At 30.9% G+C, this 22,587-nt stretch carries 22 protein-coding genes; 20 read left to right on the top strand and 2 right to left on the bottom strand.

Annotated elements, in window-relative coordinates; genetic code table 11:
- The first annotated feature begins 1 nt into the window (after window position 1).
- The 18 genes from RSA29_RS16055 (at window position 2) to scpB (ending at window position 18,820) form a co-directional block, all read left to right on the top strand.
- Window positions 2-220 carry an exodeoxyribonuclease VII small subunit gene (locus RSA29_RS16055; RefSeq protein WP_346933278.1) on the top strand — a complete coding sequence of 73 codons (219 nt, stop codon included), beginning with the start codon at window positions 2-4 and terminating at the stop codon, window positions 218-220.
- 21 nt (window positions 221-241) lie between these two features.
- Window positions 242-1,108, top strand: coding sequence for a polyprenyl synthetase family protein (locus RSA29_RS16050; RefSeq protein ID WP_346943853.1), 867 nt, complete (start codon window positions 242-244; stop codon window positions 1,106-1,108).
- A 703-nt stretch (window positions 1,109-1,811) separates the two neighbouring features.
- Window positions 1,812-2,396: a hypothetical protein gene (locus RSA29_RS16045; RefSeq protein ID WP_346943854.1), complete on the top strand. Its 585-nt coding sequence runs from the start codon at window positions 1,812-1,814 to the stop codon at window positions 2,394-2,396.
- 5 nt (window positions 2,397-2,401) lie between these two features.
- On the top strand, window positions 2,402-4,273 hold the full coding sequence (gene dxs / locus RSA29_RS16040) for a 1-deoxy-D-xylulose-5-phosphate synthase (RefSeq protein ID WP_346943855.1): 1,872 nt from the start codon (window positions 2,402-2,404) through the stop codon (window positions 4,271-4,273).
- Window positions 4,274-4,282: 9 nt separating this feature from the next.
- Complete coding sequence (locus tag RSA29_RS16035) at window positions 4,283-5,107, top strand: TlyA family RNA methyltransferase (RefSeq protein ID WP_346943856.1); 825 nt, start codon at window positions 4,283-4,285, stop codon at window positions 5,105-5,107.
- The gene (locus RSA29_RS16030) at window positions 5,104-5,973 is read left to right on the top strand and encodes an NAD(+)/NADH kinase (RefSeq protein WP_346933283.1); all 870 of its coding nucleotides are present in this window, start codon (window positions 5,104-5,106) and stop codon (window positions 5,971-5,973) included. Before RSA29_RS16035 ends, RSA29_RS16030 begins: the two co-directional genes overlap by 4 nt.
- Window positions 5,954-6,403 (top strand): arginine repressor, encoded by a 450-nt coding sequence (locus RSA29_RS16025; protein WP_346943857.1) that lies wholly within the window; start codon window positions 5,954-5,956, stop codon window positions 6,401-6,403. Before RSA29_RS16030 ends, RSA29_RS16025 begins: the two co-directional genes overlap by 20 nt.
- Before the next feature lie 16 nt (window positions 6,404-6,419).
- Complete coding sequence (recN, locus tag RSA29_RS16020) at window positions 6,420-8,117, top strand: DNA repair protein RecN (protein ID WP_346943858.1); 1,698 nt, start codon at window positions 6,420-6,422, stop codon at window positions 8,115-8,117.
- 208 nt (window positions 8,118-8,325) lie between these two features.
- Window positions 8,326-9,468, top strand: a complete 1,143-nt coding sequence (gene spoIVB / locus RSA29_RS16015; protein ID WP_346943859.1) for a SpoIVB peptidase — start codon at window positions 8,326-8,328, stop codon at window positions 9,466-9,468.
- A 203-nt stretch (window positions 9,469-9,671) separates the two neighbouring features.
- Window positions 9,672-10,505, top strand: coding sequence for a sporulation transcription factor Spo0A (gene spo0A, locus RSA29_RS16010; RefSeq protein ID WP_346933286.1), 834 nt, complete (start codon window positions 9,672-9,674; stop codon window positions 10,503-10,505).
- A gap of 486 nt (window positions 10,506-10,991) precedes the next feature.
- Entirely contained in the window at window positions 10,992-11,633 is a 642-nt protein-coding gene (gene spoIIM, locus RSA29_RS16005; protein ID WP_346933287.1) for a stage II sporulation protein M, read from the top strand.
- Between the two features lie 2 nt (window positions 11,634-11,635).
- Window positions 11,636-11,857 carry a hypothetical protein gene (locus RSA29_RS16000; protein ID WP_346933288.1) on the top strand — a complete coding sequence of 74 codons (222 nt, stop codon included), beginning with the start codon at window positions 11,636-11,638 and terminating at the stop codon, window positions 11,855-11,857.
- 285 nt (window positions 11,858-12,142) lie between these two features.
- A complete protein-coding gene (locus RSA29_RS15995; protein WP_346943860.1) occupies window positions 12,143-13,312 on the top strand; it encodes a phosphopentomutase in 1,170 nt (389 codons plus the stop codon).
- A 48-nt stretch (window positions 13,313-13,360) separates the two neighbouring features.
- Window positions 13,361-14,176 (top strand): purine-nucleoside phosphorylase, encoded by an 816-nt coding sequence (locus RSA29_RS15990; RefSeq protein ID WP_346943861.1) that lies wholly within the window; start codon window positions 13,361-13,363, stop codon window positions 14,174-14,176.
- A 114-nt stretch (window positions 14,177-14,290) separates the two neighbouring features.
- Window positions 14,291-15,595, top strand: a complete 1,305-nt coding sequence (locus tag RSA29_RS15985; protein ID WP_346943862.1) for a pyrimidine-nucleoside phosphorylase — start codon at window positions 14,291-14,293, stop codon at window positions 15,593-15,595.
- Window positions 15,596-15,779: 184 nt separating this feature from the next.
- The gene (locus tag RSA29_RS15980) at window positions 15,780-16,979 is read left to right on the top strand and encodes a D-alanyl-D-alanine carboxypeptidase family protein (protein ID WP_346943863.1); all 1,200 of its coding nucleotides are present in this window, start codon (window positions 15,780-15,782) and stop codon (window positions 16,977-16,979) included.
- A 388-nt stretch (window positions 16,980-17,367) separates the two neighbouring features.
- On the top strand, window positions 17,368-18,114 hold the full coding sequence (locus RSA29_RS15975) for a segregation/condensation protein A (RefSeq protein ID WP_346943864.1): 747 nt from the start codon (window positions 17,368-17,370) through the stop codon (window positions 18,112-18,114).
- Window positions 18,107-18,820 (top strand): SMC-Scp complex subunit ScpB, encoded by a 714-nt coding sequence (scpB, locus tag RSA29_RS15970; RefSeq protein WP_346933294.1) that lies wholly within the window; start codon window positions 18,107-18,109, stop codon window positions 18,818-18,820. The genes RSA29_RS15975 and scpB overlap by 8 nt, the downstream gene beginning before the upstream one ends.
- 188 nt (window positions 18,821-19,008) lie before the next feature.
- Here scpB and ytfJ read toward each other — a convergent pair whose 3' ends face one another.
- Together ytfJ and RSA29_RS15960 are read right to left on the bottom strand one after the other, a co-directional pair.
- Window positions 19,009-19,428 (bottom strand): GerW family sporulation protein, encoded by a 420-nt coding sequence (gene ytfJ, locus RSA29_RS15965; protein ID WP_346943867.1) that lies wholly within the window; start codon window positions 19,426-19,428, stop codon window positions 19,009-19,011.
- Window positions 19,421-20,011 (bottom strand): hypothetical protein, encoded by a 591-nt coding sequence (locus tag RSA29_RS15960; protein WP_346942415.1) that lies wholly within the window; start codon window positions 20,009-20,011, stop codon window positions 19,421-19,423. The genes ytfJ and RSA29_RS15960 overlap by 8 nt, the downstream gene beginning before the upstream one ends.
- A 225-nt stretch (window positions 20,012-20,236) precedes the next feature.
- Here RSA29_RS15960 and RSA29_RS15955 point away from each other — a divergent pair, with 225 nt between their 5' ends.
- On the top strand, window positions 20,237-21,349 hold the full coding sequence (locus RSA29_RS15955; RefSeq protein ID WP_346942416.1) for a D-alanyl-D-alanine carboxypeptidase family protein: 1,113 nt from the start codon (window positions 20,237-20,239) through the stop codon (window positions 21,347-21,349).
- 203 nt (window positions 21,350-21,552) lie between these two features.
- Window positions 21,553-22,548, top strand: a complete 996-nt coding sequence (locus RSA29_RS15950; RefSeq protein ID WP_346942417.1) for a sulfide/dihydroorotate dehydrogenase-like FAD/NAD-binding protein — start codon at window positions 21,553-21,555, stop codon at window positions 22,546-22,548.
- The last annotated feature ends 39 nt before the right edge of the window (window positions 22,549-22,587 follow it).

Raw genomic sequence — 22,587 nt, 5'->3', positions numbered from 1 at the left:
TATGGCTAAGAAAAAAGATACCTACGAAAGTAAAGTGATTAAACTAGAAGAAATATTGAAAGAAATGGAAAATGGAGAGGTTGCTCTGGATGATGCAATATCAAAGTATGAAGAAGGTATGAGGCTTTATAGTGAACTGTATAAAACACTGCAACAAGCTGAGGGGAAAATTAAGTTACTTACTGAAAAGGGTGAAGAAGATTTTCAACAAGAAAATTAAGTGTGTAGGTGAGGGATTAATATGAATTTAGATATTTATAAAAATACTATAGAAAAGTGGATTGAAAATTATTTTAATTGCAAGGATGTTGGTGGAAATCATATCCTAGAACCCATGGTGTATAGCTTACAGGTTGGAGGGAAAAGAATAAGACCAATACTTATGATTTGCACTTATAATATGTATAGTGAAATACAGGAAAAAATACTTCCATTTGCAGCAGCTATGGAGATGATTCATACATATTCTCTTATACATGATGATTTGCCATGTATGGATAACGACGATTTAAGGAGAGGAAAACCAACAAATCATAAAGTGTATGGAGTAGCTATGGCTACTTTAGCTGGAGATGCATTACTTAATGAAGCTATGTATATTATGTTTAATAGCTGTTTAAATGGTGATTTAAACAGCATTAAAGCCAGTAATATTATTTCTAGAGCTTCAGGTATAGATGGAATGATAAAAGGGCAAATAATAGACATTGAAAGTGAAGGACATAAAGTTGATAGTAAAACACTTTTTGAAATGCATAAAAATAAAACAGGTCAATTAATAACAGCATCAATATTATCTGGTGCCATTATTGGAGGAGCTTGTGATGAAGATTTGGAAAATCTTAGAAATTTTGGAGAGAATCTTGGTCTTGCTTTTCAAATCAAGGATGATATTTTAGATATAGAAGGCGATTCTCAACTTCTTGGAAAATCACAGAGTGATAGTGAAAATAATAAAACTAATTTTATTACTATGTATGGAATTGATAAATGCAAGGATATGTGTAACTCAATAACAGAGGAGTGCTATGGGTCATTATTGAAGGTCAAGAAAGATACGAAGGAATTAGAGTATATTACCAAATTTTTGCTAGAGAGAAATTATTAACACTATATATGGTTAATTACCTAAAGTAATATTACAATATAAATAAGTTAATAAAAAATCAATTTTAAATTCATGAGAAATATGCTATAATTGGGTTCATAAGGTGGTGCAGTATTCTAGTCAGGTAAGTACTTTTGAGGACGGGGCTAAAAATCCGTTGAAGGGCACATCGATGAAGTTCCTTGTGCTGGCTTGTAACGCCCAGTTGTGGGCTTGTGCTGGGAGTAAGGTGGTGGGGCGGCCGCAAAGGCATGCGATACTGACCCTACCATCGTGGAGACCACTGTATGTGCTTTGGGAGAGATACCCAAGGTACGGCAATGGATTAAACCTGCATTGTGGTAAACGAGCTATGTGCAGAGTAGCCTGCCTTGAGTGAGGTGGGTAGAGGTGAGACTAAATCTTTTTATCCCGGCCAGGATAATTGGGCTATTGCTTACTGAAACCTATGTTGCAAAAGAGGATAAGGGGGTACCTAACTGCCGAGGAAATCTCCTAGACTGTTCCGTGTGAAGTATATTAAGGATTGCAGTGTGGACTAAGTGGTAATCTAGCCCTGTAACTGGGAACATTACAGATAGAGTACTAAGGGGAAACCGTCAAAAGTGGCGACAGTTTGATTATTCTATGGGAAATCCTGCTAGACCTAAGCCGCAAATTTTACTTAATAGACTACCACCTTTTATTTATTTGGAGGTCTAAATTGGAAAGCGATAATAGTAAGGGGAATAAAAAAGATAAAAATAAGAAAAATAAAAAAAAGAATAGGAAAGAAGCACTATGGACAGCTAAAATTACAATGTATACCATAATTATTAGTGGAACAGCTTCACTGTTATCAGAATCTACACTTCCTAAAGTCAATGTTTCTTTGGCTTTTATTATATTAGTGTTGATTATTTTTTTAGGTGTTATTTTTGATATAATAGGGACAGCGGTAACGGCGGCTAATGAAGTTCCATTCCATGCAATGGCATCAAAAAAAATAAAGGAAGCTAGTTTAGCAGTGAAAATGATAAGGAATGCTAGCAAGGTTTCAAACTTTTGTAATGATGTTGTAGGAGATGTATGTGGGATTATAAGTGGATCAGTTGGTGTTGTAATAGTGACCAAAGTATTAGTTAATTATCAAGGGAGTAATGAGATTTTTGTGGCAGCGGTAATTAGTTCTATGATAGCCGGAGCTACTGTTGGTGGAAAAGCCGTGGGTAAGAAATTTGCAATTACAAATAGTAATAAAATATTATACACTGTTTCAAAAATAGTGTATATTATAAAACGAGGTTGAAGATAATGTCAAGATATTTAGATGAATATGAAGATTTTAATAAGATAAAGAATATGAAATTAGAAGAACTTGAGGCGTTTGCGGAAGAAATACGACAATTTCTAATTGGGAAGGTATCCCAAACTGGAGGACACCTAGCATCAAACTTAGGAGTTGTAGAGCTGACACTGAGTTTATTTAATGTGTTTAATTTTGATAAAGATAAAATTGTATGGGATGTTGGTCATCAAAGTTATGTCCATAAGATTTTAACTGGACGTAAGGATAGATTTGATACTCTAAGAGAATATAAGGGGCTTAGTGGATTCCCGAAAACTGAGGAAAGTAAATATGATATGTTTAATACAGGTCATAGTAGTACATCTATATCAGCAGCATCAGGAATGGCAAGGGCTAGAGATTTAAAGGGTGAGCAACATGATGTTATTGCAGTCATTGGAGATGGAGCACTTACTGGTGGAATGGCATTTGAAGCATTAAATGATATTGGAGACAATAAAACTAAGATTATAGTTATATTAAATGATAATCAAATGTCCATTTCACCTAATGTGGGGGGCATGTCTAGTTATCTTAATGATATAAGGATGGGATTAGCTTATAATAAAGTTAAAAACGATGTTAATGCAACATTGGAAAAGATACCTAAACTTGGGAAAAGTATGGTCAATTCTATAAACAAAGTTAAGGATTCAGTAAAGCAACTTATGGTTCCAGGAATGCTTTTTGAGAATATGGGTATAAAGTATTATGGTCCTGTAGATGGACATAATATTAAAGAAATGAGTAAAGTGTTACAAAAGGCTCAACAGGTTGAGGGTCCAGTACTTATTCATGTTCTAACCCAAAAAGGCAAGGGATACCAATATGCAGAACAATATCCAAATAAGTTTCATAGTGTAAGTCCATTTAACGATGAGAATGGTAAGCTTTCCTCAAGTGGTGGAAAATCATACTCAAAAGTATTCGGGGAAACTATGATTAAATTGGCTGAAAAGAATAAAAAAGTTGTGGCTATAACTGCTGCAATGCCAGAAGGTACAGGATTAGAGCAGTTTGCAAAAAACTTCCCAACACGTTTTTTTGATGTAGGAATTGCAGAGCAACATGCAGTGACAATGGCAGCAGGAATGGCTTGTCAAGGATTAAAACCTGTATTTGCAGTTTATTCAACATTTTTACAAAGAGCATATGATCAAATAATTCATGATGTAGCTATTCAAAAGTTACCAGTAGTAATAGCTATAGATAGAGCTGGCATTGTAGGTCAAGACGGTGAAACCCATCAAGGCGTTTTTGACTTATCTTATTTAACGCATATACCAGATATGACAGTTATGAGCCCAAAATGTACAGAAGAACTTAGGTATATGCTACAATTTGCAGTAACGCAAAACTATCCAATAGCTATACGCTATCCAAGAGGTGGAGATTTAGATAATATTAAGCTTTCACCGATGACCTTTTTTAGAAAAGGAAGATGGGAAATTGTAGGTGGCAAGGTTGGAAAAGTAGCAATTATCGCAGTAGGTAAAATGGTGCAGAGTGCGATTATGGCAAGGGAACTTTTGCTTGAAAAGAATATAGAATGCACAATAATAAATGGATGTTTTGTAAAACCTATAGATAAAATCTTGATTAAGGAGCTAGTTCAGGAAGGGTACCACATTGTAACAATTGAAGATAATGTAATATCTGGAGGATTAGGTAGTGAGGTTATAGAATATCTAAATAGTGAAGGGCTTTTGCGAGAGAAAGTATTAACATTAGGTTTTAAAGATAAATTTATACCACATGGTGATGTGGATATATTATATAAACTTAGCAAATTAGACCCAGAGGGAATATGCGATAGTATATTAAACTTATTGAACTGAGGAGTAGGTATGTCAGAAGAAAAAATAAGATTAGATTTATTAGTAGTAAAAAAAAATATTACTACATCTCGTGAAAAGGCCAGAGAATATATTTTAACAGGTAAGATATATTTAAATGGGAAAGAAGAACGAAAATGTGGGCTGAAAGTTAGTGACTCCTCAATAATAGAAATGCGTGGAGAAAAGATACCATATGTAAGTAGGGGTGGTCTTAAACTAGAAAAAGCCCTAAAAGATTTTAATATAAATCTTAATGGGCTTACATGCCTTGATATAGGAGCATCAACTGGAGGTTTTACAGAATGTATGCTGACATCTGGAGCTAAAAAGGTATATGCAATAGATGTGGGAAGAGACCAATTAGCAGAGAAGCTTAAAAATGATGGAAGAGTTATTTCAATGGAAGGTACAAATATAAGAGGTCTTACAATAGATGACATTGGAGAACCTTGTGATTTTGCATCTATTGATGTATCATTTATTTCATTAGATAAGGTTATACCCCATGTGCTTCCTCTTTTGAAGGAGAATGGTGAGATTGTAGCCCTTATAAAACCACAGTTTGAGGCTGGTAGGGGAAAAGTTTCTAAAAAGGGTGTTGTAAAGAGTAGCAAAATTCATGAAGAAGTTATTATGAATGTAGTTGGTTTATTAAAACAAACTAATATAAATGTGCTAAATGTAGCATATTCAGGAATTAAAGGTCCTAATGGAAACATAGAATATTTAGTTAACTTTACAAAAAATCTTAAAAGAGAAAGTAATTTTGATATTAGCAATATTAGTAGTACGGTAAAATATGCTCATGAGAAACTTAACTTGGAGGATATATGAATAAAATAGGAATTAACATCAATACTTCTAAAGATAAAGATCAGAGTACGTTAAATTATGTGTGCAACTCCATAAAAGAGGAGTTGCCTAATGCTGAGTTATACGTATTCATGGATGGCGAGGGACTAGAAAGAGAAGAAAATAAAGAACTAGACTGTCTTATTACTTTAGGGGGAGATGGGACTATTTTAAGAGCTGCAAGAAAGGTATATAAGTTCGAAATACCTATTATTGGAGTAAATATAGGACATTTAGGTTTTTTAGCAAGTGTGGATCTAAGTGATTTTAAAGGTGCTTTAAGGATGCTTAAAAATAATGAATTTAAGGTTATGGATAGAATGATGATAAAGGTCACTATACCAGAAAAAGACAATGAAAACGTTCATGTAGCTTTAAATGACGTTGTGATAACTAAGGGTACCTTAAGTAGGATGATAACCTATGACATATTTATAGATGATAGTTTTTACATAAGCTACAAGGCTGATGGATTAATTGTATCGACACCAACAGGTTCTACTGCATATTCATTATCTGCAGGAGGACCTATTGTATATCCTACAATAAATTTAATTAGTTTAACTCCTATTTGTCCTATATCAAATGGAGTGGGAACAATTATATTGGATGCGCATAATAAGATAAAAATTAGGCTAAATACAGATGAGGATAAGGTGTTTTTAACTTGTGATGGACATTTAGAATTGAAATCTGATAAATACCATGAACTAATAATCGAAGCCATGAATGAAAAGTGTAAAATGATTCAATTTAAAGACTACGATTACTTTAAAATTTTAAGAAAAAAAATAATTTCTAGATCTATGGATTGTGAGGAAAAGATATATGAAAGAAAATCGCCATAGCATTATATTGAATATAATAAAAGGTCAGGATATTGAAACTCAAGAAGAGTTAGCGGATAGATTAAAATCGCAAAATATAAATGTAACTCAAGCTACAGTATCGAGAGATATAAAGGAGCTAAATTTAATAAAAACTTTATCACATAAGGGTAAGTATAAGTATACTCAAGCTAGTGTAAACAAGAATTCAAGCATTAATGCATTGGCATACATATTCTCGAATACTGCAATATCAGTAGAGAGAGTAGGCACTATGTTAGTAATAAAAACAATTTCAGCATCTGCATCAGTAGCAGCGGAAGCCCTTGATTCATTTAACTTGGATGGAGTAGCAGGAACAATTGCCGGAGATAATACTATATTTATAGTGGTAAGAACTGAAGAAAAGGCTGAAAAGATAAAGGTAGAAATAGAAAAATTAATTAAATAGATGGGGTATGATAGATATGCTTTTACAATTAAATATCATGAATTTTGCGTTAATAGAAAAACTTTCCATAGATTTTTCTAAAGGATTTAACGTGTTATCTGGAGAAACAGGAGCAGGTAAATCTATTTTAATTGATGCTATTAACTTTGTTCTTGGAGGGAAATTTAATAAAAATCTTATAAGAGTTGGAGAAGATAAAACTGTTGTAGAAGCAGTATTTTCTATTGAGAATCAGAAAACTAGAGATGTGTTAAATGAGCTCGAAATAGGCCAGGAAGGTTTAGTAATACTAACAAGAGAAAGCTTTAATTCAGGAAAAACAATTGCAAAGGTTAATAATAAATCATTACTACTTGCAAAGGTGAAACTAGTAAGTGAAACCCTTATAGATATTCATGGTCAACATGAAAATCAAAATTTGCTAGATAGTACTAAACATATAAACTATGTAGATGCTTTTGGGCAAGAAGAACTATGTGATAAATTATTAGAATATGAAGAATATTATTTAAAGTATAGTGATGTTGAAAAAAAAATAAATAATCTACGTGGGAATGAAGGAGAAAGAGAAAAGAAGATAGACTTTTTAAAATTTCAAATTGATGAAATTAATAATGTGAAGCCTAAAGTAGGGGAAGATGACGAATTATCAAAGAAATTCAATATGCTATCAAATGGTGAAAAAATAAAGAAATCATTAGAAAAAAGCTATGAGCTACTTAAGGATAATGATGATAATAGAGTTTCTATTATAGATTCCCTTATGTATGTACTTAGAGAATTAAAATCTATTGAGGCACATCATGAGGAAGTTAAGGCTGTAGTAACTTCATTAGAAGAGAGTTATTATGCACTTGAAGATAATATCAGTACAATAAGTGATTTAAAAGAAAATACAGACTATGATATTGGAGAGCTAGAGTTTATAAACGCTAGGATGTATCAATTATCTAGTTGTAAGAAAAAGTATGGTCCTAGATTAGAAGATGTGATAAATTATAAAAATTCTATGGAGGAACAATACTATGAACTTGTAAATAGTGGAGAAATAATAGAATCTCTTTTAAAAGAAAAGCAGTATCTATATGAAGTTTTAATAGAAATTTCAGAGGATATTCATAATATAAGAATAAATATAAGTGAGAATCTACAAAGTGAAATTAAGAAGGAACTAGATTACATAGGACTTGAAAAAAGTAGGTTTAAAATTCATGTAGAGTATACAGAATCATTAACGCATAAGGGGAGAGATAGAATTCAATTTAATATTGCAACGAACCCAGGACAGCCATTACAACCACTAGAAGAAGTAGTATCAGGGGGAGAATTATCAAGAATCATGTTGGCGCTTAAAACAGTATTTGTAGATAAGGATCATATACCTTCTGTTATATTTGATGAAGTAGATACCGGAATAAGTGGAAGAATAGCTCAAAGAGTTGGAGAAAAAATGGTGCTTATATCAGAAGAACATCAAGTGTTTTGCATAACGCATTTACCACAGATCGCTGCATTAGCTGATTCGAATTATTTAATAGAAAAAAATAGTACAGATATAACTACATTCACGAAAGTTAAAAAATTAAATTCGGAAGAAGTAGAATATGAAGTAGCAAGAATAATAGGTGGAAGTGAAGTTACAAGCATAACCTTAGAGAATGCTAGGGAAATTATTGCGAAATCTTGTGAAATTAAAAAACAATTAAGGTGTTAGATGCAAAAATTAAAAAGTTATATATGAATATATAATACAAAAATGATAAACACTATAAACTATTATAACTATAGTTTATAGTGTTTAATTTTGTTGTAAAAAATTCTATTAAGAATTTTTTTTGGGTTTAAATGAAATAGAATTCTAACATAAAAAATTTCTAAGAGGGAAAATTAAAGGTAAACATTTTAAAAGGAGGTAAAGCATTATGAAAAAGTTTAGTAATATTTTATGTTTAATATTTACTATAGCATTCATCTGTGTATCTATAAATTACAGCAACGGTTTTTTCAATAGATACGATGGAGAAGCAGTGCCTTCCATGAATGATTACTCTAGTACTGTAAGTGCTAAAATAAACTTTTCAGAAGACGTAAAAGTGGAAAATTTAAATTATGCTAAAACCTCTGACATTATGGTTTATTTAGGAGGAAAACCCTTAGGAATAAAAATAAATACAAAGGGTGCCTTGGTAATTGCTTTATCAGATATTGAAATTGATGGCAATAAAATTCAAAGTCCCGCTGCAGTTGCAGGAATTGCAATTGGAGATAGTATAATGAAAATTAATGGGGACTATATTAAAAAAGCAGAGGATATAGCAACTTATGTAAATAAGGCTATGGGTGAGAAAATAAAAGTTACAGTTAATAGAAAAGGTGAAGAAATGGATTTCACAGTAAGTCCGATAATTAGTAAAGTTGATGAAAATTATAAAATAGGACTATGGGTTAGAGATTCAGTGGCAGGAGTTGGAACATTAACATTTTATCATAAAGAAAGTGGCAAATTTGGAGCATTAGGACATCCTATTACAGATATGGATACAAACACAATTATGTCAGTAGGAAAGGGGGAAATTGTAAATTCAAACATTGTATCAATTAGGAAAGGTGCTAAAGGAAATCCAGGAGAGTTAAGAGGGATTTTTACGGAAGACAATAATATATTAGGTAGTATTAAAGCTAATAATTCATGTGGTGTTTTTGGTGATGGAAATGATAATCTTATAAGCAATAAATTTAATAAACCTATTAAGGTTGGATTTAAAAATGAAATAAAGATAGGAAAAGCACAAATTTTAACGACTATAGAGGGAAATGAGCCAGAATTATTTGATATAGTAATAGAAAAGCTTCTAAATCAAACAGAACCTGATGGTAAAAGTATGATTATAAGAGTTGTAGATCCAAAGTGTCTTGAAAAAACTGGTGGGATTATACAAGGTATGAGTGGAAGTCCCATAATACAAGACAATAAAATTGTCGGTGCCGTTACGCATGTTTTAGTGAATAAACCAGATACTGGGTATGGAATCTATATGGATTGGATGATTAGTGAAATAAAATAGAAATTAGAATTACTGTGTAAAAATATAAACATCCTATTATATATAATTATGTAATAGGATGTTTATATTGTGATTAAATTAATGATATAATGATATAAAAAGATGAAAATTAAAAAAAATTTTTATATAAGAAGGAGTTTTATTAGTTTTGTCGAATTTATATAATTAGGATATGGAAAAAATTACAAAAAGGGGAGTTGTACATGGAGCAAAGAAGCATTAATGTGCTAATTGCAGATGATAATAGGGAGTTTTGCAATATTTTAAGTGATTATTTTTTAAGTCAAAAGGATATTAACGTGGTGGGAGTTGCCAAGGATGGAATAGAGGTTCTAGAATTAATAGAGCATTGTAAACCGGACTTAGTTGTACTTGACATTATAATGCCGCACTTAGATGGGTTAGGTGTTCTTGAAAGATTAAATACTATGAACTTAAGTAATATGCCAAGAATTATTATATTATCAGCAGTTGGACAAGATAAAATAACTCAAAGAGCTATTTCATTAGGAGCGGATTACTACGTAGTTAAGCCTTTTGATATGGATGTTTTATCTAATAGAATAAGGGATATGTTTAATAGTCGAATTTCAGATGACGTAGTAAGAAAAACTAGTACACAAACAAGTAGCATTCAAACATCAATACTAGATATTAAGGCTAAATCTAATAATTCAGCTATTGATTTAGAAAGCGAAATTACTAATATAATTCACGAAATAGGTGTACCAGCACATATTAAAGGATATATGTATTTAAGAGAGGCTATTACTTTAGTTGTTAATGATATTGAATTATTATCAGCTGTGACTAAAGAATTATACCCTGCCATTGCTAAGAAATATAATACCACTGCAAGTAGAGTAGAAAGAGCTATAAGACATGCAATAGAAGTAGCATGGAGTAGAGGTCAAGTTGACACTATAAACAAGCTATTTGGATACACTATTCACAATGAAAAGGGCAAGCCTACTAATAGTGAGTTTATTGCAATGGTAGCCGACAAGCTTAGACTTAAAAATAGAGTGGCTAATTAGGATAAGAAAATTAGTGAAATGAATGTTGAACAAGTAATTTAAAATGTCAAATCTATGTTGTTTATAGCAACAAAGTATTTTAAATACTAATAAATTAATATTAAATATGTATTGAAGACACCTTCTATCAGTTGGATTTATTCCAAACTGTCAGGAGGTGTTTTGTATGATTGATATTAATTGAATTACTAATTATTGTTAAGTGTGAGGTGTTAGAAGTTTTGGTTTAGATAAAATTTTTTATATTCATTAGCTAACAGAAAACAAACTTAATACTCCAAAAGAATGGTTAATAACTAAAATATTAAATTAATAGAGATGAATTTGAAAGATTTAAGATTTACAAATTGAGGAATATAAAAATTTTCAACTTGAGTAATATATTAGAATGAAAGAATGTAATTATATATTATTATTTTTGTAATATTAATGCCACCTTAGTCATAAACATTATTAAATTCGTAAACAAACTAAGGGGGAATATGTATGACATTTAGAAGCTTGTTAGATGGTTTTAATAAACACTTTTACGAAAACATATGGTTATATCTGGCTACAATACTCTTTATGGCCACAGGAATAATTGTTGGGTTGTATTGTGTTAAGTATATGGGTGATGCAGAAAAAGATAGCTTAGTTAACTATATTACGTTATTAAGTTCTTCTTCAGCAATAGATGGATTGTCAAATAAAGAAATATTAATGGGCACCCTGAAGAATAACCTACCTATAATTATTGGATTTTGGTTTTTAGGATTAACGATAGTTGGTGCGCCAATGATTATGTTATTAAACATATACAAAGGTTTTTCCTTGGGATTCACCTTTAGTTTTTTTATATATGGATTAAAACAAAGGGGATTACTTCTATCAATTTTAGCTGTATTACCTCAAAATATTATATATATACCATGCCTTATACTATTGTCTGTCCTAGCATTACAGTTTTCTATCGGAAGTGTCAAAGAAAAATTTAGCAAGCGTATTATGACAAAACCAAGTGATAGTGTAAGGTCTTATACTATGATGTTTATATGCATTACAGGAATAATGTTTATTGGGTTTTTATTTGAGTCATTTGTGACTCCAGGACTTATAAAATTTGCACTTAAGGGATTAGGGGTTTAAACATGAGAAGTGACATTAGAAAGTTCATAGTTATATATGTAGAATGTTTTTTTGTTATTATTATCATGGGCAGTGTGCTTCCAAATGTGTTAGAGTATATACTAAATCACTTTTATGAGTATAATCATATTCACCAAAATAGTATATTAGTAGGTGGACAAGTTAGCAAGCCACTACAAATTATATATAAGTATATCTATACCTTTAAATTAATAGTTAGATAGTCAAATTTCTAAGCTTCAATAGGTAGTTTGCCTTGGAGTTTAGAAATTTTTTTAGATTTTATTATTTAATATTGTTTCAAGGGTGAAATTCTGATAAACTGAATTCTTAGTTTAATATAAGTTTTAGATTATGGTATAATAGCTATATATAAATATATATTTAGATTTAAGCCAAAATTTAAATATGTAGGATAATATAATCTACTATAAAATTATTTGCTTATATAAGTATAATATATTAGATATAATATAGATATTAGTGTCTAAGAAGAAAGGGAGAGTATCATGGATAGAAAAGTAGTTTTAGTCGTGCTAGATAGTGTTGGTATTGGAGAACTTCCAGACGCAAAGCTTTATGGAGATGAAGGAAGTAATACATTGGGAAATATAGCGAAAAACGTTAAAGGGTTTTCTATACCTAATTTAGAAGCTTTAGGTATAGGCTCAATTGATGGAGCAGTAAATCTTATAAAGTGTGAAAATCCGGAAGGCGTATATGGTAGATGTAACGAGCTTTCAAAGGGTAAGGATACAATCACAGGTCATTGGGAAATGGCTGGGGTTATTTTAGAAAAACCCCTTAACACATATCCAAATGGATTTACAAAAGAAATTATGGATGAATTTGAGGAAAAAATAGGCAGAAAGACCATAGGTAATGTGGTAGCATCTGGTACAGCTATAATTGAAGAATTAGGAGAAGAGCATGTAAAAACTGGGTATCCTATAATATATACATCAGCAGACAGTGTATTCCAGATTGCAGCCAATGAAGATATAGTACCAATAAATGAGTTATATAAAATGTGTGAGATTGCTAGAGAAATGCTAGTAGGTGATAACATGGTTGGAAGAGTAATTGCAAGACCTTTTATAGGGGTGAAAAAGGGTGAATTCCAAAGAACAGCCAACAGACATGATTATGCATTAGAGCCATTTAATAAAACTATTCTTGAATATATAAGTGAAGCAGGCCTTCCAGTTATGGCTGTAGGAAAGATCAAAGATATATTCACAGGTAAGGGTGTAACAGAATCTATATCTATAAAGGATAATATGGATGGAGTAAATAAGACTATTGAAATGATGAAGTCTCATTCAAGTGGGTTTATATTTACTAATCTTGTAGATTTTGATATGAAATTTGGACATAGAAACGATGCAGTTGGATATGCTAAGGCTCTAGAGGAGTTTGATGATAGATTACCAGAACTTAAAGAGAATTTAGGCGATAATGATGTATTAATCATTACTGCTGATCATGGTTGTGATCCAACTACTTCAAGCACAGATCACTCAAGAGAGTATATTCCACTTTTGGTATATGGTAAGAATATTAATGAAAATGTAAATTTGGGAACAAGGGATGGATTCTGTGATATAGGTAAAACTATTTTAGATTTATTAAGTGTTGAGAATCAACTTGTTGGAGAAAGTTTTAAAAACTTACTTTAAGTAATAAACATAGGAAAAATATATTAAAGATATGAAGGAGAATTTAAAATGGATATAAAGGTAATAAAAGAAAGCGTAGAATATATAAAGGGTAAGTTAGATTTTAGCCCAGAGATAGGAATAATACTTGGATCAGGGTTAGGCGATATGGCAGATAAGGTAGAAGATAGAGTAGTTATTAAATATTCAGAGGTGCCAAATCTTCCAGTTTCCACAGTACAAGGTCATGCAGGACAATTTGTATGTGGAACTTTAGAGGGTAAAAAAGTTATTATGATGCAGGGGCGATTCCACTACTATGAAGGCCATGATATGAGCGTGATAGCATTACCAATTCACATTATGAAGTATTTAGGTGTTACATCATTAATGGTAACAAATGCTTGTGGAGGAGTTAATACTAGCTTTGTGCCAGGAGATTTAATGATAATCACAGATCATATCAACTTCACAGGAGCAAATCCTTTAATAGGGAAGAATGAAGAAGAAATTGGACCTAGATTCCCAGATATGTCTACAGCTTATGATAGAGAGTATGCAAAGCTTGTTAAGAGTGTTGGAGCTTCCCTTGATATAGATTTAAAAGAAGGGGTTTACATGATGTTCACTGGTCCTACTTATGAGACTCCAGCAGAAGTTAGACTTGCAAGAATACTTGGAGCAGACGCAGTAGGAATGTCTACAGTACCAGAGGTTATTGCAGCTAATCACTGTGGTATTAGAATTCTAGGAATTTCATGCATAACAAATATGGCAGCAGGAATTTTAGATCAACCACTAAATCATGAAGAAGTTATAGAGACTTCAACTATGGTAAAATCTAAGTTTGTATCTTTAGTTAAAGGGATAGTTAAGAGTTTATAATAGAGTTAATTTACCTATGTTTTAATTTAGTGTTGATAATGATTTGATATTATCAACACTAAATGGTTTTAAAACATTTATTTAATATAGAAAATTATAGAGTGGGGTAATACTATGAGAATGTATGATTTAATTTTGAAGAAGAGAAATGGTGGAGAACTTTCGAAAGAGGAAATAAACTATTTTGTGGACAATTACACTAAAGGAAATATTCCGGATTATCAAGTTTCAGCACTTTTAATGGCAATATATTTTCAGAAGATGAACAAAAGAGAAACTTCAGAACTTACAATGGCTATGGTACACTCCGGAGATATGCTAGATTTAAGTGAAATTAAAGGAATTAAAGTTGATAAACATAGTACTGGTGGGGTTGGAGATACTACAACATTAGTGCTTACACCAATGGTTGCAGCTCTTGGGATTCCGGTGGCTAAGATGTCAGGTAGAGGACTTGGACACACTGGAGGTACTATAGATAAGTTAGAGTCATTCAAAGGATTTTCTGTGGAAATGCCTACAGAAAAATTTATTAACAATGTAAATACTATCAAGATAGCAGTTGGAGGTCAAACAGGAGATTTAGCACCAGCAGATAAGAAATTATATGCGCTAAGAGATGTTACAGCAACTGTAGACAATGTATCTTTAATAGCATCTAGTATTATGAGTAAAAAGATAGCTTCAGGTGCAGATGCTATTGTTTTAGATGTAAAAGTTGGAGATGGGGCCTTCATGAAAACTACAGAAATGGCTAAGGAACTTGCAACGGAGATGGTTTCTATTGGAAAGCATATTGGTCGTAATACTATAGCTGTAATTTCTGATATGGATCAGCCACTAGGATTTGCCATTGGTAATGCATTAGAAGTTGAGGAAGCTATAAATACGCTTAAAGGTAAAGGGCCAGAAGATCTATTTAATTTATCATTAGCCCTTGGTAGTCGTATGGTAATGTTAGCAGGGAAGGCTAAAACTGTAGAAGATGCTGAGAATATGTTAAAGGAAACTATAACTTCAGGAAAAGCACTTGAAAAACTTAAAGAGTTTGTTAAGGCTCAAGGTGGAGAAATAGATTGCATAGATAATACGGATTTATTGCCTAAGGCTAAATATGTAGTACCAATTATTGCACAAGCAGCAGGGGTAGTTAAAAAAATTCATGCTGAAAATCTAGGGATAGTAGCTATGGAGCTCGGAGCAGGAAGAGCTACAAAGGAAAGTGTTATAGATTTAGCCGTAGGTATTGTTCTTAATAAAAAACGTGGTGATGTAGTAATGGAAGGCGATATTATTGCTTACATTCACAGCAACAAAGAAGAACTTGTTGAAAAGGCTAAAGTAGGTATTATAAGTAACTACGAAATAGTTGAAGTATATGAGAATAATATACCATTGATACATGAGATAATTAACTAATATAAAAGTCATAGGCCTAACTAATATTGTAACAATATTAGTTAGGCTTATTTTATTTAATATTTATTAAACTACAAGCTATCACAGTGAAAAACAAAAAGAATAGGAAAATTTCCAAGAATTAAGGATAATTTTTTAGATTGAGGTAAAAATAACCTCATAATAATTGTTGTGGAGGTTAGTTATGAAAAAAAATAAATTTATTTTAACTTTATTATTATCTGTAATATTTTCATTGCAGGCTATAATATTACCAAGTGCTTTTGCTGAGGATAAGGATATAAAAACTGAACCCGCTAATAATGTGGTTGGATTTGAACCTCAGGCAAAATCAGTAATACTTTTAGAACCAAATTCAGGTAAGGTTATTTATGAAAAAAATTCAGAGGAAAAATTCGCACCTGCCTCTGTTACAAAAATAATGACTATGTTACTCGCTATGGAGGCTTTAGATAGTGGTAGAATTACACTTAAAGATAAAATAGTTTGTAGTGAAAAAGTTAAATCTATGGGTGGAAGTAGTATGATACTTGACACTGGAGAAGTAAGAACTGTAGAAGAAATTATTAAGGGTATTGCAATTGCATCTGGAAACGATGCCGCAGTTGCAATGGCAGAATTTTTAGAAGGAAGTGAAGAAGCTTTCGTTGCTAAGATGAATGAAAAAGCCAGCGAGCTCGGAATGGTGAATACTCATTTTGAAAATGCCACAGGGCTTAGTGCACCAGGTCATTTAAGTACAGCAAAAGATATATCAATAATGTCTAGAGAACTTTTAAATCACCCATTAATATTAAAATACTCATCAATATACATGGAGACTATATCAGAGGGTAGAATGAGTCCAATTGAATTAGTTAACCATAATAAATTAGTAAGATTTTATAAGGGGTGTGATGGCTTAAAAACGGGATTTACCCAGGAAGCTATGTATTGTATATCAGCAACTGCAAATAGAGATAATGTTAGAATGCTTGTAGTAATTATGGGAGCACCATCATATAAGCAAAGAAACGCAGATGCAAGTAAACTCATGGACTTTGGATTTGCTAAATTTCAGAGTAAAACTATAGTTAATAAAGATGAAGAGGTAGAACAAATACCTATAAATAAAAAAGGTGATAGATTTTTTATAGCAAAAGCAAAAGAAGATTTTAAAGTAACTATTGAAAAAGGTACAGAGCAAAAACTTAGTAAAAAAACAATTATATCACCGGACTTAAAGAAAATAAACCAAGGTGATGTTGTTGGATATTGCGAAGTTTATAATGGCGAAGACCTATTAGGAAAAGTAGAACTATACAGTGATAGAGAAGTTAAGGAATCTCAGTTTTTTAATAATATGAAGGATTTGTTATCAAATATTTTCGATCACTCAATTTAAATAAAGTTCTAAATTAAGAAGGAAGTTGTGATTTGTTTTAAATTAAAAATCAGGGTAATCAGTTCATAATATACATCCCCATGTAATATATAACTGATAAAAAGTAAGAAAGTCATTCTAAATTTTTGGATGACTTTCTTATTTTAATTATATAATAAGTTTTAGGTTTAAATATTAAACGAGTGAAGAAAAAACTAATAATCCTGTATTATTAGTTTTAACAACTACTTATTATAAAGTTAAAAATTATTAGTTTAAAATAATCATAATAATAATTGTCATAATTGAGATTGGTTTAGTAAAGGTTTATTCATGTACTTTTAATAAATTTTAGGGTATAATTTAGTGTAAAGGATTTTAAAGATATAAACATAAAGAAGGTGAATAAATGGCGTTAACAATAAAAACTTCAAATTTTGAAGGACCTTTTGATCTTTTATTGCACTTAATTAAAAAAAATCAAATGGATATATATAACATAAGCATTTTAGAAATAACAAATAAATACATAGGCTACCTAAGTGAAATGAAGGAACTTGATCTTGATATTGCTTCAGAATTTATTGTTACGGCAGCAACCTTGATTGAATTAAAGTCAAAGGTATTACTACCGAAGAAAAAGGAGCCAGAAATAGAAGAAGTAGATGATGCACAAGAACTTATAGACAAGCTGCTTCAATATAAAAAATTTAAAAATGCAGCGGAGTTTTTGGGGACAAGGCAAATGAATACGGGTGTTACTTTTACAAAACGTCCTGAAATTATTGAGGATACTAGAGAAAAAAAGCAAGATGCAAAAGATTTGCTAAGAAATGTAACAATGATGGATCTTTATAATATGTATAATAGTTTAATTGAGATATATTTAAATAAAATGAATGATGGCTTCAATATGGAAGAAAGGATTCAAATAGAGGTATTTAAAATAGAAGATAAGATGGAGCATCTAAAGGAAGTTTTGAATTATGGGAAAAATACAACATTTGCTAGTATTATTAAGAATAATAAAAGTAAGATAGAAGTTATTGTAACATTTCTAGCACTTTTAGAATTAATAAAATTAAAGGATGTTAAAGTGGTTCAAAATGGAAACTTTAGCGAAATATATTTAGAGGGAGTTGGCGAGTATGAATAATGATACTTATAAAAATAGCGAAGTAAAGGTGAGTATTAATAATATGGGGATTCAGCCAAAGAGTCATATTGAAGAGGTAGTTAATGAGTTAGATTATCAACTAAATTATCTTATAGATGAAGGTAAATATGAAAGATATTTTTCGATTATAGAATCTCTTTTATATGTGAGTGGTGACCCTCTAGGAATTGACACTATAGCTAGTATTTTAGAATGTTCTGAAGAGTTTGCTACAGATTTATTAAAGGTATTAGAACGTTTGTATGAAAAAGATGAATCAAGGGGTATTAAATTAATATGTATAAATAAAGCCTACCAATTTGGTACAAAACCAATTAATAGTGACCACGTACAAATGCTTCTAAAAACTAATGTAAGACAGTCACTCTCAAGGGCATCCCTTGAAACCTTATCAATTATTGCATATAAACAACCAATAACTAGAATTGAAATAGAAGATATACGTGGAGTAAAAAGTGATAGAGCAATTTATACATTGGTGGAAAAAGGACTTATAAGGGAGTGCGGAAAGAAGAATGTAATAGGAAGACCTAATCTTTACGGTACTACAAATGAGTTTTTAAAACACTTTGATTTTACATCACTAGGGGAACTACCGTCTATAGAGAATTTTATTGATGATGAAAATGAAGTAGATGAAGAGTTAGATAGAAGTATAGAAATTGAAGCTAATATGGGACTTTAGGATAGCTTAGACAGCATTAATAAATAATAAATTAAAAGTATATTGAAACATATAGGTATATACATTTTAATTACAGTATTATTATATACTATAACGAAGAAGCATTAAAATAACTAATAATTATTTTAATGCTTCTTTGTTTATGACATGGTCATCAAGGCATTCTAATATTAAAGTTGAATTTACAATTAGTCGCAAGGATCACATGGGTTATAAATTTCTGTAGATAGAGCGTCATCTTTATGTAGGAATTCAGAAACCATGTCAATGGCTTGTGGAACTACATCAAGTAGTTTATCGTAAGGATTAGTTTCATTTACAGAAAGGAATCGTATATTGTTACCATGACAAACTAGAAAGCCTACTGGCTTTAGAGAGATTCCAGCACCGGAACCACCAGCAAATGGATGTCTAGTAGAAGCATCTCCAACTGAATTTTTAAATTCACTACCGCCTGAGGCAAAGCCAAAGGATACTTTTGAAATGGGAATAATTGTTGTACCATCGGGTGCAGTAACTGGGTTACCTATAACTGTATCTACATCAATCATGTTCTTAATATTTTCCATAGTTGATTTCATTAAATTTTCTATTGGATGATTATCCATTTTTAAATTCCTCCTTTAAATTAACATTCCTATAGGACTGCTGTTTTCGTCCTTTTTTAAAAATATAAAAGCTTGATATAACTATATATATAATTGTTGCTATATTTATAGAAATTATACTAGAACTTTTAAGTTCGAAGAAATGTTCGTCATATTTCATATTTATGGAGGAATTAAAACCATCTACATTAAAGAATAAATTTAAAATGACTGCCACATAGCCTGAAAATTGATTAATAAGACCATAGGTTATTGCATTTATAGCTGCATCTTCAATAGAATAATCTACATGAATATTAGTCCGTATAGAACCTTTAAACTTTGAATTGATAATGAAATTAAAAACATTTACAATATCGTTGATTTTAAATTTTTGAATGTCTTCATAATTTAAATTTTCTACGCGTTTTTTCATATTAGATTTATTCTCTTTTTTTGATTTTTTACCTTCAGATGGAACTATAGTTTTATTGTAGAGTTTTACGGTGAAAATTCCCTTCAAATATGTAAGAGTTATTTTTATAGGAATAGGAAATAATAAAATCAATGCAACTATGGCTATAGCATATAAAAAATATTTCATTATTATTATTTAAACCTCCATAGTATTCTGTTTGAAATTTTAACCAACTACGGATTATATATTCATTTTTTTAAAGATTTAAAGAGCTTAGATAGAAATAATAAAATTAATTAAGGGAAATAATATTTAGGGCGCTAACAAATAATTAAACCAAATTTATGGAAATATTAATTTGAAAAACAAATTAAATTAAGTGAAATAAAATTATGCTGGGAGAGTGAAGAAATGAAAAAAAAAATATGGTGTTTCTTGTTTGTATTTTTGTTTGCTTGTTGTAACATTTCAGTAGGAAATGCTTATGCAACTCCAATTAAAGTAGATGCAGTTTCAGCTATAGCTATTGATGCAACAACAGGAATGATTTTATTTGATCAAAATGCACATAAGGTTATACCAATGGCAAGTACAACTAAGATAATAACTGCACTGGTTGCTTTAGAGTATGGGGATTTGGATAGAGTAATTGAAATATCAAAAAATGCTGCATCTGTAAGAGGTTCAAAGGTTGGCTATAGGGCTGGAGAAAAGGTTACATTGAGAGAACTTTTATATGGGCTTATGCTAAAGTCAGGGAATGATTGTGCCATTGCAATAGCAGAAGGAACCAGTGGTTCAGTAGAGAAATTTTGTAAAGTTATGAATGAACTAGCGGTGTCAATAGGAATCTTAGATAGCCATTTTGAATCACCGCATGGGTTAGATAGTACATCTCACTATTCATCTGCTTATGATTTAGCAATTGCAACAAAGAAAGCAAAGGAGATTGAAGAATTTAACAAAATTGTATCTACAAAACTTATATCTGATGAGGAAGGAATTATATTTTCAAGACAATTTAATAATATAAATAAGCTTTTATATCAAGAACCAAATTGTACAGGAGTTAAAACGGGATATACAGGGCAAGCAGGGAAATGTCTTGTAAGTTCATTTAAATTAAATGATAATGAGATAATTGTAGTAACATTAAATTGTGTTCCAAGGTGGCAGGAAAGTCAAAGGATATATGAGTATGTTAAAGAAAATTATGAGTATAAAAAAGTTATAGAAGCAGGAGAGGTGTTAGGAGATATTAAGGTTAGGGGAAAGAATGAACCACTAAAATTAGTTGCTACAGAGGATTTGATATTACCAGTTAAAAATGGAGAAACACTTAGTAGAGAAATTGTAATTCCGAAGTATGAAATATCAACTCCGATAAGAACTACCGAGGATATAGGGATGTTAACTATAACTAATGAATTAAAATCTAAGTACGCTGTTACATTACATTCAATTGAGGATGTTGAAAAAATAGGGTTATGGGATGAAATAAAATATAGATTACAAAAGAAATAAATTTATTGCAATGTAAAATTGGTAGGATCACAGGTTTAAAGAATAGGTAAAATTAATCATAAAATACTAGAGAGATAAGAGTATTAAAATACTTTTGACTCTCTAGTTTTTTTTGAAGTGATATACTAAAAATTTTTCAGAAATAGTAGCAAATAACTTTTTATTAAATACTCTGATAATATAGTAATTCTGGAGGCAAAATTATGGGCTATGAACCATATAACTGTATAGATTGTGGAAGTGAATATTGTCCTTGTCATCTGGCAGAATCAGGTAATTGTATACTGTGTTCTCATTTGGATGGCAAAGATTTTTGTGACTGTGTAAATTGGAATGGTGTGTGCATTTATCAAGAATTTGCGCAAAATGATTTTAAGGCTAAAGAGGGAAGAAGACATCAACGATTCCAGGTTGTTTATAAAGAGGCAGTAAATGAAAAACTTTTAATACTAAAGGTAAAAGTTACAAATAAATTAGCAAGTGAACTTGTTGGACCAGGATCATTTGTATTTATAAGAAAAGAAGATAGTGAGCAGACTTTTGATACTCCTATTTGTGTTATGGATAGTGACACTGGACATGATATCATTACTTTGGCTATTGAGATTAAGGGGCTAAAAACTAAGGTTTTAAAAGATGTTAATAAGGATGATTATATTCTAGTGAAAGGTCCATTTTGGAATGGTATTTTAGGGGTTGAGAATTTATTGAAAGTGAAAAAGAAACATTGTATTCTTATATGTAGAGGAATTGGCCAGGCACCAATGGTTCCAGTAATGGAAAAACTCTACAACAATAATAATAAGGTGACGGTAATTATTGATGAAGGAAATTTAGATACTATATTTATAGATGAGGATTTGAAAAAATATTCACCTGAAATAATAAGGACAAATACACTTCGTATGGGTGGAATTTTAGATGTGAAATGCAGAAGAATTTTGGATGGACTTTTAACTGCTGGAGACATTGAACTTGTACATTGTGATAGCGCAGATATACTTAGTTATCAGATAATGAAGATAGTAGAAGCTTACGATAAAAATATACATTTCTCATGTTCAAATAATGAGAAAATGTGTTGTGGAGAAGGGGTTTGTGGATGTTGCACTATAATGAATAATGATGAGAAGTTAAGAAGGCTTTGTAAAATGCAAACCAGTCCTAAATATATATTTGAAGGGAGGAGACTATATTGAAGATAGTTGTAATAGGTGGAGGTTGGTCTGGTTGTGCAG

The sequence above is a fragment of the Clostridium sp. genome, assembly GCF_036660475.1.
Classification (GTDB): Bacteria; Bacillota; Clostridia; order Clostridiales; family Clostridiaceae; genus Clostridium_J.
This window is presented reverse-complemented; position numbering and strand designations above follow the sequence as displayed.

Excerpts from the sequence above, each read along its gene's own strand:
- spoIIM (WP_346933287.1), top strand. The coding sequence starts at position 10,992 with ATGACATTTAGAAGCTTGTTAGATGGTTTTAATAAACACTTTTACGAA.
- RSA29_RS15995 (WP_346943860.1), top strand. The coding sequence starts at position 12,143 with ATGGATAGAAAAGTAGTTTTAGTCGTGCTAGATAGTGTTGGTATTGGA.
- ytfJ (WP_346943867.1), bottom strand. The coding sequence starts at position 19,428 with ATGGATAATCATCCAATAGAAAATTTAATGAAATCAACTATGGAAAAT.
- RSA29_RS16050 (WP_346943853.1), top strand. The coding sequence starts at position 242 with ATGAATTTAGATATTTATAAAAATACTATAGAAAAGTGGATTGAAAAT.
- RSA29_RS15960 (WP_346942415.1), bottom strand. The coding sequence starts at position 20,011 with ATGAAATATTTTTTATATGCTATAGCCATAGTTGCATTGATTTTATTA.
- RSA29_RS15990 (WP_346943861.1), top strand. The coding sequence starts at position 13,361 with ATGGATATAAAGGTAATAAAAGAAAGCGTAGAATATATAAAGGGTAAG.
- spoIVB (WP_346943859.1), top strand. The coding sequence starts at position 8,326 with ATGAAAAAGTTTAGTAATATTTTATGTTTAATATTTACTATAGCATTC.
- RSA29_RS15980 (WP_346943863.1), top strand. The coding sequence starts at position 15,780 with ATGAAAAAAAATAAATTTATTTTAACTTTATTATTATCTGTAATATTT.
- RSA29_RS16035 (WP_346943856.1), top strand. The coding sequence starts at position 4,283 with ATGTCAGAAGAAAAAATAAGATTAGATTTATTAGTAGTAAAAAAAAAT.
- RSA29_RS15950 (WP_346942417.1), top strand. The coding sequence starts at position 21,553 with ATGGGCTATGAACCATATAACTGTATAGATTGTGGAAGTGAATATTGT.
- dxs (WP_346943855.1), top strand. The coding sequence starts at position 2,402 with ATGTCAAGATATTTAGATGAATATGAAGATTTTAATAAGATAAAGAAT.
- RSA29_RS15975 (WP_346943864.1), top strand. The coding sequence starts at position 17,368 with ATGGCGTTAACAATAAAAACTTCAAATTTTGAAGGACCTTTTGATCTT.
- RSA29_RS16000 (WP_346933288.1), top strand. The coding sequence starts at position 11,636 with ATGAGAAGTGACATTAGAAAGTTCATAGTTATATATGTAGAATGTTTT.
- RSA29_RS16025 (WP_346943857.1), top strand. The coding sequence starts at position 5,954 with ATGAAAGAAAATCGCCATAGCATTATATTGAATATAATAAAAGGTCAG.
- RSA29_RS15955 (WP_346942416.1), top strand. The coding sequence starts at position 20,237 with ATGAAAAAAAAAATATGGTGTTTCTTGTTTGTATTTTTGTTTGCTTGT.
- recN (WP_346943858.1), top strand. The coding sequence starts at position 6,420 with ATGCTTTTACAATTAAATATCATGAATTTTGCGTTAATAGAAAAACTT.
- RSA29_RS16055 (WP_346933278.1), top strand. The coding sequence starts at position 2 with ATGGCTAAGAAAAAAGATACCTACGAAAGTAAAGTGATTAAACTAGAA.
- scpB (WP_346933294.1), top strand. The coding sequence starts at position 18,107 with ATGAATAATGATACTTATAAAAATAGCGAAGTAAAGGTGAGTATTAAT.
- RSA29_RS16030 (WP_346933283.1), top strand. The coding sequence starts at position 5,104 with ATGAATAAAATAGGAATTAACATCAATACTTCTAAAGATAAAGATCAG.
- spo0A (WP_346933286.1), top strand. The coding sequence starts at position 9,672 with ATGGAGCAAAGAAGCATTAATGTGCTAATTGCAGATGATAATAGGGAG.
- RSA29_RS15985 (WP_346943862.1), top strand. The coding sequence starts at position 14,291 with ATGAGAATGTATGATTTAATTTTGAAGAAGAGAAATGGTGGAGAACTT.